A 19,566-nucleotide genomic window follows, 5' to 3' on the forward strand; every position below is an offset into this window, starting at 1 on the left:
GGCGGCTTCGTCGGACACCAGCAGTCCGACCGCCGTCGACCCCGATCCGAGCCGGCGGAGGAACTTGTAGCGCCCGCCGAGCAGCGCACCTGGGCCAGCATCGAGGGGATCCACGTCCTCGACGAGCGTCGGTGCGTACAGCGCCTCCTCAGCTGCATCGAGTTGTTCGAGAAACTCCGCGACGCTGGCCGTCCGCTCTGATGGGCGAGGGTTCGTCGCGTCCAGCACGAGCTTACGGACCTTGGACGGCACCTGCGGAAGTTCCACGGCCACATCGAGCCCGCCGTCTCGCCGAAGCCGATCGACCAGCGCTCCCCGGTCCTGGGCAGGGAGTCCTTGGTTGGTAAGGACGTAGAAGGCCAGAACCCCGAGCGCGAACACATCGAGGCGTATGCGGTCGGCGCCTGCCACCCACCTGCCTTCGGGGGCCTCGAACAGCTCGTCCTCGTAGGTGAAGTCCCGACCGATGGGGCTCGGGGTTGACCCGTCGCCGACGACCGAGCTGGTGACCTGAGAGCTGTTCGCGGCTGGCACGGAGCCAGCCGCTTCCCAGTCGCTGACCACGACGGCCAAGCCGTCGCCGCTCCGCTTACGCACCGCAACCGCAGATGGCACTAGCCCCCTGTGCACGACGCGGTGCCGATGCGCGTAGTGCAAGGCCTCGGCGACCTGCCTGATGATGTCGAGCTGCTGCTTGAGCGGCAGCCCGTCCTCCTGCTCGGCGAACCACAGATCCAGTCGGTTCAGCCGCTTGTCGTCGGGGTAGACGAGACCGGTTCCCAGCTCGGCTTTCACGACGTCCCGCGGGGTCAGCACGCCGTCGTGACGCAACCGCGACAGCAGCCGGTACTCATGCTCGACCTGGCGTTCCAGCTTCCGTTCTTCGGCCGAGCTGCTGCCCGGCGAGGGGATGTAGAAGCGGATGCGGCATCGGTCTGTCGTGGTCACCCGGTGGAAGGCGGGCCAGTCCTGCCATCCGGCCCCATCACCGAGCGGCTCGTCGTCGATTACCCAGGAGCCAACCTCCCGCTGGCGCCTCGGCACCAGCCCGATCTGCTCCATGAGCTGGGCGAACATCGCTGACTGGATCGCGCTGATCGGCCTATGACGGGCTGGGGCGAGAAGAAGCTCCGAGAGTGATTTCAGGCCGGACACATGCTCCTGTCCCTCCAGCCCGTAGACCCCTCGCCTGGCGTGTCCCGGCAGCTCGCATCGCATGTTCGGGTGGTGCAGAAAGACCGCTTCCTGCACAAACGGGATGTAGTCGCGCAGGTCGACGTTGTGCTGCCCCTTCGAGCGCAGGTGCTCACGGAACCGCTCTTTGAGGAGACTGGCGAAGTACTGAGCCTTGCGGTGGGCGAGCTTCAGCGGGGAGTCCTCGGCGCGGTGGCCGTCCCGCAGCCAGCGGTGGTCGTCACCGCGCAGGCGACCGGAGTAGTACTTCAGCTCGACGAGGTGCAGCGTGTCGCGCCCTAGGACTGCGAGGTCGACTTCGTGCCAGCGGCCATGAGTGTCGCGGAACTCGAAGTTCGACCAGGCGCGGAAGGGTTCCACGTTCGGCAGGAGCTCCTTGACCAGGCGCAGTCCCTCAGCTTCGTGGGTGAACTGGGACGGGCTCACCTCTACCCAGCGGTTCGAGTCCACCTCGCCATCCTTCCAACCACGGTGCGTCAGCGACCATACCGGGTGGTCAGGCGCTTCGAGGCGCGATTGCTGCGCAACCCGCCCGGCAGCGGTGCCCAGCGGCGAGCGCGCAGCCATCGTCACTGCCTATTGCATGCAAAGCACGTGCTGTGTGAAGTGCTTGCCGTCGTGTCGGGCCGCTCAACCAGCGCAGGTCGAGATCCGGTCTTGTGACCTCGATTGCCCTGAGACAGCACCGCAACAGGCTGGCCGGTCTCTCCACAGGGTGCCGCCCGAGTCCTGGACTGATGTCGACAGCTGGCATGAGCGACCTCGAGAGGGCCGAAGGTGCCGAGTAAGGCGGGATGCCATCACGCCGGACCGACGAACCTCGTAAGTTGCTCGCTTTCGCTGAGTTCGGCGTGCCCGTGTTGGTGTGCGCAGCTCGGGGGAGGCATCGACTGGAGATCAACGTACCGTCGTGGCCACCCCCACACCTCGGCAGCGTCTACCCTGATGGCCAGCCTGAACTGATGTACTCATGTGCCTCGGCAATGCCCAACTGCCTGGTTGTGTTGTTGGCGCGCACGAAAAAGACTTCGTCGTTTGTTCGTGCGCGCGTACACAGGCTTCGATGAGGGGTTGACGTCCACAAGCACGACCCGATCTGGGCCAAACGGGTGGTCAGGGTTTGCTTGTGTCCATCACCCAACATTCGCCGACTGACTGCAAGAATCTCTCGAAGTTCTGCTTCCGTTGCGGCCGCATGGGTCACGCGCTCAGCAAGGGGGGTGGTAGGGAATGATGTCGCTGACGTAGCGCTGCCACTGCTCGGTGGTGAGGGTGTTTCTGGTGGCGGCGCAGATCTGCTCGATGTTCTGGTCGACATTCATGTCCCACAGGCGGATCGATTGATCGCCGCTGCCGGTGGCCAGTGTGCGCCCGTCCGGGCTGAACGCCACCGAACTGACGCCGCTGGTGTGGCCGGTCAGGGGTTGGCCGAGGGGTGCGGGCCGGGTGGGGTCGGCGGTATTCCACAGTCGGACCGTGTGGTCGGCGCTGCCGGTGGCCAGGGTATGTCCGTCGGGGCTGAACGCCACCGAGCCGACGTAGCTCGTGTGGCCGGTCAGGGGCACCCCCAGTGCCGTGGGCTGGTTGGGGTTGGCGACGTTCCACAGTCGGACGGTGTCGTCGGCGCTGCCGGTGGCCAGGGTATGTCCGTCGGGGCTGAACGCCACCGAATAAACCGCGTCGGTGTGGCCGGTCAGGGGAGCCCCGAGGGGCGTGGGCTGACGTGGGTCGGCGACGTTCCACAACCGTACGGTGGAATCCCGGGTGCCGGCGGCCAGGATGCGGCCATTCGGACTGAACGCCACCGAATTGACGGAGCTGCCGTAGATGGTCAGGGGCGGTCCCAGGGCCGTGGGCCGCGTCGGGTCGGACACGTTCCACAACTGCACGGAGTCGTCCAGGCTGCCGGTGGCGAGTGTATGTCCGTCGGGGCTGAACGCCAGCGCGCACACGTTGTCGGTGTGGCCGGTCAGAGGCTGGCCCAGGGCAGCTGGCCGGGTCGGGTCCGCGACGTTCCACAACCGGGCCGTGCCGTCGAAACTGCCGGTGGCCAATGTGTGTCCGTCCGGGCTGAACGCCACCGAGCAGACGGTAAGGGTGTGGCCTTGCAGCGGCTGGCCGACAAACGCGGGTCGGCTCGGGTCGGCGACGTTGGACAGTCGTACCAGCTTGTCCATGGTGCCGGCGGCCAGGGTGCGACCGTTGGGGCTGAATGCCACCGAGTGGACGGCGTTGGCCAGCGAGTAGACGGTGGTGTGGCCGGTCAGCAAGGGGGACGGCAGGTGCCACAGCCGGGCCGTGTGGTCGTCGCTGCCGGTGGCCAACGTGTGTCCGTCCGGGCTGAACGCCACCGAATTGACGGTGCCGGTATGGCCGGTTAGGGGCTGGCCTAGGGGTGCGGGACTGGTCGGGTCCGAGAAGTTCCACAACCGTACCGTGAAATCACCGGAGCCGACGGTCAGTGTGCGCCCGTCCGGGCTGAACGCCAGTGCGTAGACGCCACCGGTGTGGCCGGTCAGTGGCCGGCCCAGGGGCGCGGGCCTGGTGGGGTCGGCGACGTTCCACAGCTGTACCGACTGGTCCCGGCTGCCGACGGCCAGGGTGCGCCCGTCCGGGCTGAACGCCACCGAGAAGGCGTAGTCGGTGTGGCCGGTCAGCGGCTCGCCGAGAACTATGGGCTGCGTCGGGTCGGCGATGTTCCACAACCGAGTCACGCCGTCGGCGCAGCTGGCGGCCAGGGTGTGTCCGTCCGGGCTGAACGCCACCGAGTCGACCTCAATGTGGCTGATGAAGGGCTGGCTCAGCAGCACGGGCCGGGCCGGGTCCGAGACGTTCCACAACCGCAGCACCGGTAACGGGTCACCCACGCCGCTGGCCGCAAGATTCCCGGCAGCCAGCGTATGTCCGTCGGGGCTGAACGCCACTGATGTGATGCGACCGACATTGCCGGTCAGGGGACGGCCCTGCTCCGCCGGCCGGGCAGGGTCGGGCTGGCCCAAGGCGATGGGTCGGGTGGGGTCGGCGACGTTCCACAGCCGGACGGTTCGGTCGACGCTGCCGGTGGCCAGGGTGCGCCCGTCCGGGCTGAACGCCACCGCGGCGACGCCATCGGTGTGGCCGGCCAGTTGGCCGATGGCGGTGGGCCTGGTGGGGTCGGCGACGTTCCACAGCCGGATGGTGTAGTCGTTGCTGCCGGTGGCCATGGTGTGCCCGTCCGGGCTGAATGCCACCGAGCCGACAACATTGGCGTGACCGGTCAGGGGCGTGGACAGCGGGGAGTCGGCGGCGGTGACCAGTCGTGTGTACGTTTCGTCGCTGGGCCGGATCCGATGTGCGACCAGGGCGAGTTGAGCCGACAGGGACACATCGGTGGTACGCAGCCGGTCGGAGTTGGCGAGGATCTGGTTGTAGAGGACGAGGTCGCGCTGTTGCAGCGCTGCGCCGCGTTGCTGGAAGGCAACTACGGCGGCGGTCACCGCTGCGACCAGGAGCACGGCGAGGGCGACGGTGATTCCGGTCTTCCATCGGGTGGCGCGGCGTCGCGCCTGGCTGGCGGCGGCCAGGAATGTCCGCGCGATGGGGCTCGGTTCGCCGGGTGCGGCGGTGGTGGCCCAGGTGTGCGCGGTGTCCAGTTGGCTGCCCCGGTACAGCAGGGCAGGGTCGCGGTGGGCGCGTTCCCAGGCCGCTGCAGATTCTTCCAGGTTTTGGTGGGTCAGTCGGCTGGCACGGTCGGCGTCGATCCAACGGCGCAGCCGTGGCCAACTGTGCAGCAGGGCTTCGTGGGTGATCTCGGCGGTGTCGAGTTGCAGGGTGAGCAGTCGTGCCTGGGTGAACGCGTCCAGGACGAGCGCCGCCCTCGGCGGATCGGCGGTGGCGCACACCAGTTCGGCGCGGGGAACCCGTCGGCGCGTGTCCTCGGCTACGTCCCCGACCTTGATCAGGCGCAGGAACAACGACTGCGCCAACCGACGCCCGGTCTCGTCCAAACCGTCGTATACTTGGTCGGCGGTGGTGGCGACGGCATGCTGGATGCCGCCGGTGTCCTGGTAGCCCAGCACGGTGAGGGTGGCACCGTGCCGGTTCTGCCAGCTGACCCGGAGCGCATGCGCCAGCAGAGGTAGCCGGCCCGCCTCGTAGGCGCCTGTCTCGTCCGCGCCGACCCGGGCCGTGGCTCCCAGATCACGAAGCAGTAGTTCGACCAGACCGGGCTCGATGTCCAGGCCGACGTCCTGCGCGGGGAAGACGATTGCCTCGCGCAACTCAGCCTCGGACATTGGTCCGACCACCAGCGGAGTGTCCTGTAACGCGGCCCGCAATCGCGAGTCGCCGACGCAGGTCGCATAGAAATCCGCGCGTAGCCCCAGAATGACCAACCCCGCCGGCTCAGCGCTCGCACCGACGTCTGGTGGGCTGCCCGCGATGCGGGTCAGCAGGTCGATGAACGTGCGCCGCTGGTGATCGTCGGTGCACAGGGTGAACAGTTCCTCGAACTGATCCACCACCAGCACCGCCGGAAGAGGGCCGCCGAGTGATGGACGCAGTGTCGACAGGCACTCTCGCGGGTCGGCGATGAGTTGCTCGGTCACCACGCCCGGCTCGGCGCCGGTCCGGGCCGCGATGTGGACGGCCAGCGTCGATACCGGCTCAGCGCCTGGGGTCAACGCCAGCTTCGGCCACCGGTCCGACCCGGGCAGGGCGGCCTGTTCGAGTTTGGGTAGCAGACCAGCTCGCAGCAGCGAGGATTTCCCCGCCCCGGACGGGGCCACCACCACCTGCATGCCACCGGTACGCAGGCGCTGGTCCAGGCGGGCGGTCAACTCCGCGATCAGTCCGTCCCGCCCGAAAAACCATTTGGCCTGTTCCGGACCGAACGCCACCAACCCTGGATAGGGGCAGGCACGCACCAGCGAGCCCGACGCCGTCCGGAGTCGGTGATGTGTGTCGTCAACATAGTGGATGTGCTGGTCTCGGCCGGCTTGGTGGATACTGGCCTCCCCCGAAGCATGTGCCTCCAGGTGTATTCCCTCGCCCGCAGTTGCCTGGCCTGAAGTTCCCTGCGGATCCGGATCCGCGTCGGGTGCTTCGTCGGGGCGCATCGGTCATCCCTCAGTGATGTGCTGGTCTCGGCCTGCTTGGTACACCCGGCTGCTGTCTGCGGTGGTCGCGGTCATCGTGACCGGCCCCATCGGGTGATGATCGGTCCGACCCGGCCGAGTCTGTCCTGGCTGGGTCTGATCCGACGCGTCGGTGTCGTCGCGCCCAGATTCGGGAGGGAGCTCGGGAATGCTGCCGAGGTCAGTCCTGGGGTACGCGGGCTGGCCGGTGAGCACGCGGAGCAGATCCTCGATGCCTTGGACAGAAAGCTCGGCAATCACATAACGGCTGGCGCAGTAGGGCTGGAGAAAATAAGGAATGTGGTCGATCGAGGCGCCGGGCAGGACGACCGGAAGCAGTCTGCGGGTCCAGGTGGGGCGATCCGCGTAGAGCAGGTCGCGCAGGAGCGCGACTTCGGCCTGAACACCGCGGTTGCGGTCGGCGGGGGCGTTGCCGTCACCGACGGCTCGATAGCGCGGCGACGCGATCACCACGACGTAATGGGCCTCCTTGACCTGGCTGATCATCCACTCGTACCAGTCCTGGCGATCGTTGCTTTCATACCGATCCAGAGTGGCCGCAATTCCGTTATCGCGGAGCAGTTGGCAGAACTGCAGGACCTGCGCTTTATGGTGTTCGGTGTCATGTGCATAGGACACGAATACCCTCGGTGCTCGATCGACCTGGCTACGGTTGCCTCCTGGGTCGCCGCCGATGATCATCCAGATCCCTCCACTACAGTTCTGGATCGCCAGTTTCGTTGGACAGTGCAGGTCACACATAACGTATCAAGTGGTCCGCATGCTCACCAGCACGGCGCGCGAGATTGCGTACCGTCGGCCAGAGGTCGGCGCAGGAACCACACCGTGATCTCCACGGTGATCTCCACCGACCGCTGTCACATCGACCTGCCTGGCCAACTCCACCCATCGCAACGGTCACGGAAACGGTTGCGTTGACAATTGATGGTCAGATCAAGGACGACATACGAATTTCGTCCGTCCATCCGGATAAGCGACCAATATGGTGAATGTGTGGCAACCGGTGGCTTGTTCGTCAATCATCGGCGTGAGGGGACAGCCACAGCGCGTCCAGTCTCATCCACCGCCCCTCGCCACAGCCGGAAAGGAACACGGTGAGTACGACCCACATCCCCCGGCGCGCCCTCAACTGCTTACCGGTCCCGGGCTCGAGTCGCTTGACATCGCCGATGTCACCCCGTTGCGTGAGCGTAAAGCCGAAACCAGCTGTCGGCCACTGCTCGGGCTGGTGACGAGGTCAGGCCACCATTTCGTCGGTGGTCACAGCCGGCGAGTCGGGCTTTGGTGACGGGCGAGTCCGGCTTTGGTGACGGGCGAGTCGGGCTCCCATGACGGGCGAGTCCGGCTTTGGCGCACGCTGAGGCTCCCTCGCCCACGAAGAGGGAACTCAGGTGTCGCGAGGACCGGTGTCGCGAAAGCCGGACTCGGGTGTCGCGAAAGACCGACTCGGGTGTCGCGAGGGCCGGACTCGCCCGAACTGAGAGGTGGACTCGCGCGTCAGGTCGGGGCTGGTGACCCCGGGTGATGAGCTCGGGACGGCCGGTGTCCGGCAGCACCGCGGTTGTCGTCTCCCAGCCCAGGGAACGCAGGGCCACGTCAGGAGGCACTTCAGAATTCGAAAACCAGCCGGGCGGGCACGCGGCCGGCGAGCACGTCGTCGAAGCAGGCGTTGACGTCCTCCAGTCGACGGCTCTCGGCGATGATCTTCGTGCGGCCGGCGGCGTGCAGCTTGAACACGTCGGCGAGATCGGCCCGGGTGCCGACGATCGAGCCGATGATCGACTTGCCGCCGAGCACCGTGTCGAAGATCGGCACGCTCATCGTGCCGCTCGCGGGCAGCGCCACGCAGACCAGCCGCCCGCCGCGGCGCAACGACGAGAAGGCCTGTTCGAACGGCTTCGGTGCGGACGCGAGCGCGACGGCCACGTCCGCGCCGCCGAGGTCTTGAATCGCCTCGACCGGATCGGTGTCGCGGGCGTTGATCACGTGGTCCGCGCCCAGGCTGGTGGCCAGCTCCAGCTTCTCGTCCTCGAGGTCGACGGCGATCACCCGCGCGCCGAAGATCCGCGCGTACTGCAGGGCCAGGTGCCCGAGCCCGCCGATGCCGAACACGACCGCGGTCTCGCCCGGCTGCAGGCGGGAAACCTTGATGGACTTGAAGGTCGTCACCCCGGCGCAGGTCAGCGGCGCGGCGTCCAAAGAGGACACTTCGCCGGGAACAGCGACGACGAACCGGTCGTCGGCCACCGCGTACTCGGCGTAGGCGCCGTCGATCGAGTAACCGCTGTTCTGCTGTGACTCGCAGAGCGTTTCCCAGCCGGAAACGCAGTACGAGCAATTCCCGCACGCCGAGCCCAGCCACGCGATCGCGACCCGGTCACCCACCGCGTGCAGACCCGCACCGGGACCGAGTTTCTCCACAATGCCAACACCTTCGTGACCGGGCACGAACGGCGGGTTCGGCTTGACCGGCCAGTCGCCGTGCGCGGCATGAATGTCGGTGTGGCAGATACCACTGGCCACCATTCGCACGAGCACCTGACCCGGCCCGGGTTCGGGCACTGGAAGATCCTGGATCTCAGGTTTGGCCCCGAGTTCGGGCACTACTGCCGCTTTCATGCGTGTCTCCTTGACGCCGGTTGCCGGAGCTCCGACTCTCGCGCGATCGTGGACCGGGACCACAGGGCCGAAGGTCCCCCGGACCCGGGACTTCGCTCCCTCAAGTTTCGTCGGCCGGGGTGATGAGGCCGTGGTCACCGTCGGTGCGGTGGTAGACCACCGCACCACGGCCACGATCGGCGTCGAGGTAGAACAGGAACGGCAGGCCGAGCAGGTCGAGCCGCTCGGTCGCCTCGACGGCGGTGAGCAGCGGCGCGGGCTGGTCGCTGGTGGTGACCGGTAGCTCGTGCGCGGCGAGTTCGCCGGGCGGTGCCAGCAGGGCCAGCCGGAAGCCGGCAGGCTCGGCCCGGTAGAGGACGGCGTCCTGGCCGCTGCCCGACTCGGTGAACAGGTGGAAGTCGTAGTCGAGCAGGCCCAGCTCGCGCTCGGCCTCGTCGACGGTGCACCGGTGGGCGCTGAAGGACTTGTGCGCCACGATTTCGGGCTTTACTTCGTTTTCCCTGCCGCGCGGCTTATTGCGGGTCTTGTGCCAGGTCTCCCAATGCTTTCCGATGTGTGCCAGTTGCCTGCGCAGCCGGGCGTCGAGCAGGTCGATCGCTTCTCGCGCCGTGCCGGCCTCGGCATGGGCGCGGATTACCCGGCCGGTGACGTCCAGGTTGGCCTGTGCGACCACCGGGCGGGCCACCGCGGGATCGCCGTGCCTGGTCAGCGTCACCCGGGCGGAGAGCACCGGGCGGTGCGCGAGACGTGGCAGCGCGGCGATCTTGGCCCGGGCGTATTCGTCCGCGCCGGGCAGCCGGCCGTGGGTGGTGACTTCGACGTCGAGGGCTTCTTGGCGGGTGTCTTGCGTCATGCCACTGCTCATGTCACTGTGCTACGTCGGAGCCACCCGTCCGGATAGGGACCGAAGACCCTGAAGGCGGCGACCCGAGACTCTGTAGCGCCACTGTGGACACGGCTTGAGTGGATCAGGACCGTTGGCTGATCAGAAGGAGTCTCGCCGTGAAATTTGTTGCACCGGGCCGAAAAGACAGCATCGTGGCCGTCGAATCACGTTACGACAACTTCATCGGCGGCAAGTGGCTGACGCCGACCGAGGGCAAGTACAAGCTCAACCTGAGCCCGGCCACCGCGCAGCCCATCTGCGAGGTCGCCGACTCGACCCCGGCGGACATCGAACTCGCGCTGGACGCCGCGCACGCCGCGAAGGACGCCTGGGGCCAGACCTCGCACGCCAACCGGGCGAAGGTGCTGAACGCCGTCGCGGACGCCATCGAGGCGAACGCCGAGATGCTGGCGGTCACCGAGAGCTGGGAGAACGGCAAGCCGGTGCGCGAGACGCTGGCCGCGGACATTCCGCTGGCCGCCGAACACTTCCGCTACTTCGCCTCGGCGATTCGCGCCGAGGAGGGCTCGATCACCGAGATCGACTCCGACCTGACCGCCTACCACTTCCGCGAGCCGCTTGGCGTGGTCGGCCAGATCATCCCGTTCAACTTCCCGCTGCTGATGGCCGCCTGGAAGCTCGCACCGGCGCTGGCCGCGGGCAACTGCTCGGTGCTCAAGCCGGCGTCGCCGACGCCGTGGTCGATTCTCAAGCTGGCCGAGGTGATCGGCGACGCGCTGCCTCCCGGTGTGCTCAACATCGTCACCGGCCCGGGCGGGGCGATCGGCAAGGCGTTGGCGGCCAACCCGCGGATCGCCAAGGTCGCCTTCACCGGGGAGACCGTGACCGGCCGGCTGATCATGACCTATGCCGCGCAGAACCTCATCCCGGTCACGCTGGAGCTGGGCGGGAAGTCGCCGAACATCTTCTTCGAAGACGTCGCCGCCAAGGACGACAGCTTCCTGGACAAGGCCGTCGAAGGTCTGGTGCTCTACGCGTTCAACAAGGGCGAGGTCTGTACCTGCCCGTCGCGCGCCCTGATCCAGGAGTCGATCTACGACGAGTTCATCGCCCGCGCGCTGGCCCGGATCGAGCAGATCAAGCAGGGCAACCCGCTGGACACCGAGACCATGATCGGCCCGCAGGTCTCCGCCCAGCAGCGGGACAAGATAGAGTCCTATGTGGACGTCGGCCGGGCGGAGGGTGCCGAGGTGCTCGTCGGCGGCCATCGCGTCAACCCCGGCGGCGAGTTCTCCGACGGCTACTACTACGCCCCGACCATCCTCAAGGGACACAACAGGATGCGCGTGTTCCAGGAGGAGATCTTCGGACCGGTGCTCGCCGTCACCACCTTCAAAGACGAGGATGACGCGCTGACCATCGCCAACGACACGCTCTACGGCCTTGGCGCCGGGGTGTGGACCCGCGACGGCAACCGTGCCTTCCGGATGGGCCGGGCGATCAAGGCCGGTCGCGTGTGGACGAACTGCTACCACCAGTACCCGGCGGGCGCGGCCTTCGGTGGTTACAAGATCTCCGGTATCGGACGGGAGAACCACAAGATGATGCTGGACCACTACACGCAGACCAAGAACCTGCTGGTCAGCCGCAGCGAAAAGCCGCTCGGACTGTTCTGATGGAACTCAAGAACCCAGGGGCCGCGGAGAATACTGATGGGTGAGGTCCTTACCGCGACCCGGGCGGCGCGTGACGCGGTCCGACGTCTGCGCGCCGCCCGGGGCGGTCCCGTGATGTTCGTGCAGTCCGCCGGGTGCTGTGCGGGGAGCGTACCCATGTGCTTCGACGAGGGCGAGTTCCCGGTCGGCTCGAACGACCTGCTGCTCGGCGAGATCGAAGGGTGCCCGTTCTACATCGACGCGGCACTGCACAAAGCCTGGGGTGGGATGAGCCTGGTGCTCGACGTCGCGCCCGGGCACGCCGAGGGTTTCTCACTTTCCGCCGGTGACGGGCTGCGGTTCGTCACCACAGGGGGAAAGTCATGAAAACCGGAGTGATCAAGGAGAACGAACCGGGCGAACGTCGTGTCGCGCTGGTTCCCGAGGTCGTGGCCTCGTTGTGCGCGGCCGGCCGAGACGCCACAGACGACACAGACGACACAGAGGCGCTCGTGGAAGCCGGCGCCGGGGAAGGCGCTCGGTTCCCGGACGGCGCGTAGGGGGAGGTCGGCGCTACCGTTGTGCCGCGGTAGGACGTGGTCCACCGCGCGGACATCGTGGTCCGCCTCTCGCCGCCGGAGTCCGAACAGACAGAGCAGGGCTGGTGCTGGTCGGCCTCTTACGGCCGGGCGAGCGTGCTGAGTGCCTACGGCAGTGGGTGGAGCGTGGCGTGGCCGCGGTGAGCCTGGACCGGTTGCCCCGCCAGTTGCCGTGCGCCCAGTCGATGGACGCGCTCAGCTTGGGGTGCCAGTCGCGGCGGTCACCGTCGGCACGCGCGAGCAGTTGCTCGTGAGGGAGGTGCGATCCTCCCTTGCCGCCCTGATCAGCGTCGGCGTCACCGTCTGGGCCGCGGCCGCCGCCATCCGTGGTGCGGCGCCGAGAGGAGCGGACCCGAAGCGGAAGTAGCACATGAAGGAGCGCTGGAGACCGAGCCCGAACTACCCGGCGCTCAGAACGCGTCATGTCCTCACGAGCTGATCGAGCGGGCGACGGCGACGGGGCAGGTGCTGTGGTGGAGGAGGGCTTGGCTGGTGGAGCCGAGGCCGATGCCGGTGAGTGCGGTGCGGCCGCGCGAGCCCACCACGATCAGCTGGGCCTGCTCGGCCGCCGCCAGCAACCCGCGCACCGGCCGGTCTCGCACGACCTGTGCGCTCACCTCGACATCGGGATACTTCTGCCGCCAGCTGGTCATCCGCTCGGCCAGCAGGCGCTCCTCGTCCTTGGCGACCGCCTCGTAGTCGATGTCCAGCGGCAGCACCGACCACGTCTCGCCCGCGGACATGTCGGTCCAGGTGTGCACCGCCACCAGCGGCACGCCACGCAGCCGCGCCTCGTCGAACGCGAACTCCACGGCGGCGTCCGACACCGCCGACCCATCCACGCCGACGACGATCGGACCACCGGCCGGGGGCGGATCCTCGAGCGTCCGGCCACGCACCACGACCACTGGACACCGCCCGTGCGCGGCCACCCCGGAGGACACCGATCCCACCAGCATCCCGGCGAACCCGCCCAGCCCCCGCGACCCCAGCACGACCAAACCGGCCGCCGCGGATTCCTCGATCAGCAGCGCGGCCGCGAGACCGACCCGCAGCTCCTGCCGGACCTCGGCACCGGGCGCGGCCTCGCGCGCCAGGGATTCGGCCGCCCGCAACACCTGATGTCCCTGCTCTACCTGCGCATCGGCCGGGCAGACGGACAACAGCCGCACCGGCACCCGCCTGCGCACGGCCTCGGTGGCGGCCCAGCGGACCGCGTGCAGCGACGAGGGCGAGCCATCGACACCCACGAGAATCGTCATGGTTCCATCCTTACCGAGCCAGGGCCCGCCCGCATGGTCGGCGGTCACCGGGAGCGAGGCCCTTAGCCCCTTTCGGGGCGGGACCGGCTGGCCGGAAAATGGCGACATGTATGCGTGGCGAGTGGTTCAGCCCGGCGATCCCGGGACTCGCGAGTTCGAACTCCGCGAACAAGCCCGCCCCGAGCCGGGCGCGGGTGAACTGCTCGTGCGCGTGCTGGCCTGCGGGGTGTGCCGGACCGACCTGCACGTGGTCGAGGGCGACCTGCCCGTGCACAAGGCGGGCGTGGTGCCCGGTCACGAAGTGGTCGGCGTGGTGGCCGGGCTGGGTGCCGGGGTCACCGGGTTCGGGCCAGGCGATCGGGTCGGTATCGCGTGGTTGCGCGGCACCTGCGGCACCTGCCGATACTGCCGTCGCGGCGAGGAGAACCTGTGCCCCCGGTCCACCTACACCGGCTGGGACGCCGACGGCGGCTACGCCGACTTCGCTACCGTTCCGGCCGCCTACGCCCACCACCTGCCGTCCGGCTATTCCGACTCGGAGCTGGCCCCGCTGCTGTGCGCGGGCATCATCGGCTACCGCGCGCTGCGGCGGGCCGGGCTGCCTTCCGGTGGGCGCCTGGGTATCTACGGCTTCGGTGCCAGCGCGCATCTCGCCGCTCAGGTCGCCCTCGCACAGGGCGCCACCGTGCACGTCATGACACGCAGTGCCGAGGCCCGCGCGCTGGCGCTGGAGCTGGGCGCGGCCTCGGCGGGCGCGGCCGCGGACCCGCCACCCGAGCCGCTGGACTCGACGATCCTGTTCGCCCCGGCCGGCGACCTCGTGCCGCCCGCGCTGGAGGCGCTGGATCGCGGCGGCACCCTGGCCATCGCCGGGATCCACCTGACCGACATCCCCACCCTGAACTACCAGCGGCACCTCTTCCAGGAACGCCAGGTGCGCAGCGTCACCGCGAACACCAGGGAAGACGCCCGCGACTTCCTCGCCTTCGCCGGCGAGCACCGGCTGCGAATCGTCACCAGTCCGTACCCGCTGGGCAAGGCCGATCGCGCGCTCGACGATCTCGCCGCCGACCGGGTCACGGGCGCGGCCGTGCTCATCCCGGACGCAACCTGAATCATGAGGTGGCATCGACGAGCCAGGCGTAATCGCGCCCACGTCACTCGTCGTTCCATACGTGGTCGAGCCGGTTCTTCACGCCGAGCATGCCCGGCACGAGATCAGGCCGGATCTTCCTGGTGCTCGAGTTCGCCGACGTGGCAGCGGGCGCGGATGATGCCGGGCACTCCCTCGGCGAGCACGGTCGCGACCTGGCGGTCGGCTTCGCTGTCGAATTGGTCGAGGATCATCGCCTCGCCGTCGTGCACATCGACCCTCCACCGGTCCTTGCCGCCGAACAACGCCAACCGTTCCCGCACGTCGTTGGCAAGCAATTGGTCTGGGCGGGCCAGCACGCGCAGGAAGTCGCGCCGCGTCACGACGCCGATGACGCGACCCCGGTCGAGCACCGGAACGCTGCGAATCCCGTTGTCCTGCATCGTCCTGGCCAGTGCCGCGACGTCGGTGTTGACGTCGGCGGTCTGCACCGAGGTGGTCATCACGTCGCCGACCAGCCGGGCAATCGCGCTGTCACCGGTGAACCGGTCGGCCACGAAATCGGATTCGGTCACGATGCCGACCAGTTGCTCGTCGGAGTCCAGCACAGGCAGCGCGGTGAACCCCTCGCGGGCCAACATCGCCTCGGCGGTCTTGACCGGGGTTTCCGGCGCCACCGTCACGGCCGGTGTGCTCATGATGTCGCGTGCTCGCATAACTTTCTCCTTCAGAAGTGACTTCGGTTGGTGTCGATGCGTTCCCATTCGCCGTCCCAGTTGGCGAAGCGCCGCCGATCCAGTGCCCACCGCGCGAGCGAGAACGCGCCGGAGCCGATGGCCAGCAGCCCCAGCCAGGCCAGCATCGCCACGGTGATCGCGTTCATGGCCGCGTCGCCGCTGGTGATCGGCGCGCCCACCACGGACCCGGTCTGGTCCAGCCAGACCGTCACCTTCGTGCCCGCCGTCGCGCCCCTGTCCGCGGGCACGGGTCCGGTCTTCTCCGAACCGTCGGGCAGCGTCCACACGGCAGGCACCGGCGAGGTGCCACCGATGGATATGGCCCGTGGGCTGGAGGTCTCCGGGATCGCGCCGGCGATCAGGGTCGCGGTGGTCTCGTGCCGGGTCGCGCTCTGCTCCGCCGCCTGCGCCCGCTGCTGGTCGTATACCGTCGAGCCGAGCAGCCCGATGAACGGCGTGGAAACCAACACCACCAGCGCGATGACGACCAGCGTCGCCGTTTCCATCCGATCCCAGGTGCGCACCAGCGGAGAACGGCCGAGGCACCGCAACCGCCACCACCGTAGGGAAAACATCGACACGGCCACCACGACCTCTCCTCGTTCGGGAACTCCTCGGTTGCTTTCAGCCTGGTCTTCGGTGGCGCACGGCCTTAGGGCTGTTGGTCATCGAGCGGCGAGACAAAGTCCCGAGGTGGGCGCCGCCGCCGCTGGGCGGACGCGATCGCGGAGCGTGCGGCCGAGACGATTCGTCCATAATAGACTCGTTCTTCGAGGTGGAGGTATCCCCGCGCGGCGTAAGCGATTCTGGAACCATCGGCTTCAGGCGGGGGCGAGGTCGTCGATGGTGAACTCGAGTTCGTTGTAGACGGCCACGACACCGGGAATCGCCTCGGTCAGGGTGACGGCTCGGCGGGCCTCGCTGTGCAGCTCGACCTTGCCCCTGAGCGTGACCTCGCCGTCCTGGACAAGTACGCCGGTCAACGCCGGGTCCGCCCACAGGCACCGCGCCAGCACCTCACGCTCGATGTCGGCCCGCAGCTCGTCGTCCTGGCGCAGGAAAACGTGCAGGACATCCCGTCTGGACAGCACGCCGACCAGCTGTCCCGAGGATTCCACGACATACACCCGCCGCAGCTTCCGCGACGTCAACAGCCGGGCCGCCGCGCCGACCGGCTCATCGGCACGGATCGTTACCACCGGCGTGGTCATCAGATCGGCCGCCGTGGTGCCACGCGCCTTGTTGAACCGGGTCCAGCGCTTTGGTCCGGACCACCAGGACTTCGGCTCACCGCGGCCGCGCTGATCCTCTTTGGACATCAGATCGGCCTCCGACACCACGCCGATCGGGCGCTGATGGGAGTCCAGCACGGGCACCGAACCGATCCGGTAGTGCGTCAGCACCATGACGAGGTTCTTGAACGGAGTCGCCGCGGAGACCGTGACGACCGGGTGTGTCATCAGGTCGGCGACCGTGGGCTCTTTCATGTCCTCACTCCTTGGTCGGTCAGATCCGCAGCCGCCGTAGGAAGGCGTCGGCCGGTGTGCGTGGTTCGATCCGCACTCGCGCGTCGAGCACGACGCATCCGGTGTCCGTCGTGACCAGCGGGTTGAGGTCCAGTTCAGCGACCTCCGGCAGCAATTCGGCCAGCCGGCTCACGCGCAGCAGGACGTCCCGGATCGCGGCGGTGGGCAGCTTCCCTTCGCCGAACAGCTCCACCGAGCACCGCAGTCCGCCCAGCAACCGGTCGGCGGCGGTGTCGGTGAGCGGGGCCAGCCGGGCGGCGCGGTCGGAGATCAGGTCGGTGTCCACCCCGCCGAGACCGAACACGACCAGCGGGCCGAACACCTCGTCGCCGGAGATCCCGGCGAGCAGCTCCCGCCCGGGCGGGACCATCGGCTGCAGTACCGCGCCCCGCCAAGCTGTGCCGAACCGCTGCCGCCACTCGCGGATGACCTTCCGCACCTGGTGTTCGTCGCCCACGCCGAGCACGACACCGCCGGCGGCGCTCTTGTGCACCACGCCGTCGACGGACGCCTTGATCGCGACCGGTCCGGGCAGTTCGCCGAAAGCCTGGACCGCATCATCCTCATTGGATACGAAGCGGGTGTCGACCACGGGAATGCCGAAGCACCGCAACAACTCCACGGTCTCCGCCGGTGGCAGCCAGCCCGCCGGCCGGCCGCGGAGGAGCCCTTGCGCGCGGACCGCGTCGATGCCCGGCAGATCGGGCATGACACCGCTGGGCTCGGCGCGCCAGGCGGCGTAGCGGGCCAGGTGGCCGAGTGCGGCGGCCGCACCAGCGGGGTCGGCGTAGGCGGCGGTCTTCGTCTCGCCGGCCGAATCCGTGAGCGGAGCGACGTGGCTGAGCTGCCCGAATCGGACGGCCAGCACCGGCTTGTCCGAGGCGAGGTCCGTGACGGTGGTGATCGGATCGCCGAGCGCGGTGGCCACCGTGGCCGCGATCACCGCGTCCACCCTTTCGTCGGCCAGCACCACGTCCAGGCAGGCCCGGAACTTCTCGGCGCCGACCGCGGCGGTGGTGTCGATCGGGTTCCGCACGGACGCCTGATCGGGCAGCAGGTCACGCAGGCGTTCGGTGGTCGTCTCGCTCAGTTCGGGCAGCGCGAGGCCGTTACGGGCACACGCGTCCGCGGCGAGCACCCCCGCGCCACCGGCGTTACTGATCACCAGGACGCGGTTGCCCGCGGGCAGCGGCTGCCAGGACAGGGCCGCGACCGCGTCCACCAGTTCCGTCACCGTATCGACGGCGATCACGCCCGCCTGCTCGTAGAGCGCGTCCCGGGTCACCGCCGGAGTGGCCGCGGCGGCGGTGTGCGAGGCGGCCGCGCGACGGGCGATCTCGGTACTTCCGGTCCTGATGGCGAGCACCGGCTTCTCGCGGGCGAGCGACGAGGCGAGGCGGCCGAACTTGCGTGGGTTGCCGAAGGATTCCAGGTACAGCACGGCGATCTCGGTGCCGGGGTCGCGCTGCCACCACATCAGCAGGTCGTTGCCGCTGACGTCGTACTTGTCGCCGGTGGAGACCATGCTCGACACACCGACGCCCAGTTGCCGCAACGACTCCAGCAACGCGATGCCGAACCCGCCGGACTGGCTGACCACGCCGACCCGGCCCGCGGGCACGCCGCCCGGCACGAACGTCGCGTTCAGCGCGATGCCGGAGTTGGCGACGCCGACGCAGTTCGGGCCGACCAGCCGGATCCCGTACTTCCGGGCCGCGTCGGCCACCCGGCCTCCGGCCTCGTTCCCGGTCAGCCCGGCCGAGATCACCACCGCGGCCCGGACACCTTTCTCTCCACATTGCACGATCACGTCCGGCACGGCCACCGCCGGCACGCAGATCACCGCGAGTTCCGGGGCGATCGGCAGCTCGGTCACCGTGGCCGAGCACGGGACGCCGAGAACCTTGTCCGCTCGGGGGTTCACCGCGAACAACCGGCCGCGGTAGCCGCCGTCGATGATGTTGCGCAACACCGCGTGCCCGATCGAGCCGGAGCCGCGGGAAGCGCCGACCACGACGACCGACGCCGGGTTCAGCACCGCGCGCAGGCTGACCGCGTCCGCGGCGCCCTCTCGTGCGGTGAGAGCGTCCAAATAGGACTCGCAGGTATCCAGGGAGATCACGAACTCGAGTTCGGGCCCGGTCACGTCGGTGCGAAAGGGCAGGCCCAGATCCGAGAAGACCTGGAGCATCCGGACGTTCTCGGCCAGCACCTCGCCGACCAGCCGCCGCAGACCATACCGGCGCGCGGTCGACACCAGGTATTCCAGCAGCAGCGTGCCCACGCCGTGCGCCTGTGCCCGGGAATCGACGGCCAGGGCCACTTCGGCCTCGGTCGGGTCGCCGTCCACTTCGTAATGTGCGACCCCGATCAGCCGCTCGCCCTGCCTTGTGGAAGCCGGGCCCTCACGCCCTGGCTGGGGGCTAGCTCCCAGACCGCTGTGTCCTGTGGGGGCAAAGCCCCCACGCCCCCGCTGGGGGCAAGCCCCCAGACCGCTGTGTCCTGTGGGGGCCGGGCCCTCACACCCCCGCTGGGGGCAAGCCCCCAGACCGCTGTGTCCTGTGGGGGCAAAGCCCCCACGCCCCCGCTGGGGGCAAGCCCCCAGACCCCCTTGAAAGGCTCCCACCGCCGCATGCCCGGCGTTGGTCTCCGCCGAGATCCGGTGGGCCAGCTTGTCCAGTCCGGACGTTGCACCGCCGAAGAACCGCAGGTACCGGTCGCGCTCGTCGAGCCCCTCGTGTAACGCCAATACGGCGTCGGCGTCGGCGGGCCGCAAGGCACGGATGCCCACCACCTCACCATCGGCCAGCACCGCGTTCGCGGCGTGATCGGTGATCATCGACTGTCAGCCCTTCGGTTCGGGTTCGTCTGCGCTATCAGCACACACCCGCGAGGGGGA

14 protein-coding genes are annotated in these 19,566 nt (G+C 68.6%); 4 read left to right on the forward strand and 10 right to left on the reverse strand.

What is annotated here, in order from left to right; all coding sequences use genetic code 11:
• From VJT49_RS32970 to VJT49_RS32990, 5 genes are all read right to left on the reverse strand, one after another.
• On the reverse strand, positions 1–1,644 hold a 1,644-nt coding region (locus VJT49_RS32970), incomplete at its 3' end, for an NERD domain-containing protein (RefSeq protein WP_324168900.1).
• Positions 1,645–2,402: 758 nt separating this feature from the next.
• Positions 2,403–6,290 (reverse strand): WD40 repeat domain-containing protein, encoded by a 3,888-nt coding sequence (locus VJT49_RS32975; RefSeq protein WP_324168901.1) that lies wholly within the window; start codon positions 6,288–6,290, stop codon positions 2,403–2,405.
• A gap of 3 nt (positions 6,291–6,293) precedes the next feature.
• A complete protein-coding gene (locus VJT49_RS32980) occupies positions 6,294–7,010 on the reverse strand; it encodes a toll/interleukin-1 receptor domain-containing protein (protein ID WP_324168902.1) in 717 nt (238 codons plus the stop codon).
• Between the two features lie 927 nt (positions 7,011–7,937).
• Positions 7,938–8,948, reverse strand: a complete 1,011-nt coding sequence (locus VJT49_RS32985; RefSeq protein ID WP_324168903.1) for a zinc-dependent alcohol dehydrogenase — start codon at positions 8,946–8,948, stop codon at positions 7,938–7,940.
• Positions 8,949–9,048: 100 nt separating this feature from the next.
• Positions 9,049–9,801: a sigma 54 modulation/S30EA ribosomal C-terminal domain-containing protein gene (locus VJT49_RS32990; RefSeq protein ID WP_324168904.1), complete on the reverse strand. Its 753-nt coding sequence runs from the start codon at positions 9,799–9,801 to the stop codon at positions 9,049–9,051.
• A 149-nt stretch (positions 9,802–9,950) separates the two neighbouring features.
• Between VJT49_RS32990 and VJT49_RS32995 the strand changes: the two genes are divergently transcribed.
• From VJT49_RS32995 to VJT49_RS33005, 3 genes are read left to right on the forward strand one after another with little or no spacing between them, the layout of a single operon-like run.
• The gene (locus VJT49_RS32995; RefSeq protein WP_324168905.1) at positions 9,951–11,471 is read left to right on the forward strand and encodes an aldehyde dehydrogenase family protein; all 1,521 of its coding nucleotides are present in this window, start codon (positions 9,951–9,953) and stop codon (positions 11,469–11,471) included.
• Positions 11,472–11,507: 36 nt separating this feature from the next.
• Positions 11,508–11,837: a DUF779 domain-containing protein gene (locus VJT49_RS33000; protein WP_324168906.1), complete on the forward strand. Its 330-nt coding sequence runs from the start codon at positions 11,508–11,510 to the stop codon at positions 11,835–11,837.
• A complete protein-coding gene (locus tag VJT49_RS33005) occupies positions 11,834–12,010 on the forward strand; it encodes a hypothetical protein (RefSeq protein ID WP_324168907.1) in 177 nt (58 codons plus the stop codon). The genes VJT49_RS33000 and VJT49_RS33005 overlap by 4 nt, the downstream gene beginning before the upstream one ends.
• 467 nt (positions 12,011–12,477) lie before the next feature.
• On the opposite strand, the gene VJT49_RS33010 is transcribed toward VJT49_RS33005, so the two are convergent.
• Positions 12,478–13,311, reverse strand: a complete 834-nt coding sequence (locus VJT49_RS33010; RefSeq protein WP_324168908.1) for a universal stress protein — start codon at positions 13,309–13,311, stop codon at positions 12,478–12,480.
• A gap of 106 nt (positions 13,312–13,417) precedes the next feature.
• Between VJT49_RS33010 and VJT49_RS33015 the strand changes: the two genes are divergently transcribed.
• A complete protein-coding gene (locus VJT49_RS33015; protein ID WP_324168909.1) occupies positions 13,418–14,425 on the forward strand; it encodes a zinc-binding alcohol dehydrogenase family protein in 1,008 nt (335 codons plus the stop codon).
• Between the two features lie 104 nt (positions 14,426–14,529).
• Here VJT49_RS33015 and VJT49_RS33020 read toward each other — a convergent pair whose 3' ends face one another.
• The 4 genes from VJT49_RS33020 to VJT49_RS33035 form a co-directional block, all read right to left on the reverse strand.
• On the reverse strand, positions 14,530–15,120 hold the full coding sequence (locus VJT49_RS33020; RefSeq protein ID WP_324168910.1) for an HPP family protein: 591 nt from the start codon (positions 15,118–15,120) through the stop codon (positions 14,530–14,532).
• Positions 15,121–15,131: 11 nt separating this feature from the next.
• The gene (locus VJT49_RS33025) at positions 15,132–15,731 is read right to left on the reverse strand and encodes a hypothetical protein (RefSeq protein ID WP_324168911.1); all 600 of its coding nucleotides are present in this window, start codon (positions 15,729–15,731) and stop codon (positions 15,132–15,134) included.
• Positions 15,732–15,962: 231 nt separating this feature from the next.
• Complete coding sequence (locus tag VJT49_RS33030) at positions 15,963–16,628, reverse strand: CBS domain-containing protein (protein ID WP_324168912.1); 666 nt, start codon at positions 16,626–16,628, stop codon at positions 15,963–15,965.
• 19 nt (positions 16,629–16,647) lie between these two features.
• Entirely contained in the window at positions 16,648–19,506 is a 2,859-nt protein-coding gene (locus VJT49_RS33035) for a GNAT family N-acetyltransferase (RefSeq protein ID WP_324168913.1), read from the reverse strand.
• Positions 19,507–19,566 lie beyond the last annotated feature (60 nt).

Origin of the sequence: Amycolatopsis sp. (assembly GCF_035276945.1) — a bacterium.
Classification (GTDB): domain Bacteria; phylum Actinomycetota; class Actinomycetes; order Mycobacteriales; family Pseudonocardiaceae; genus Amycolatopsis_E.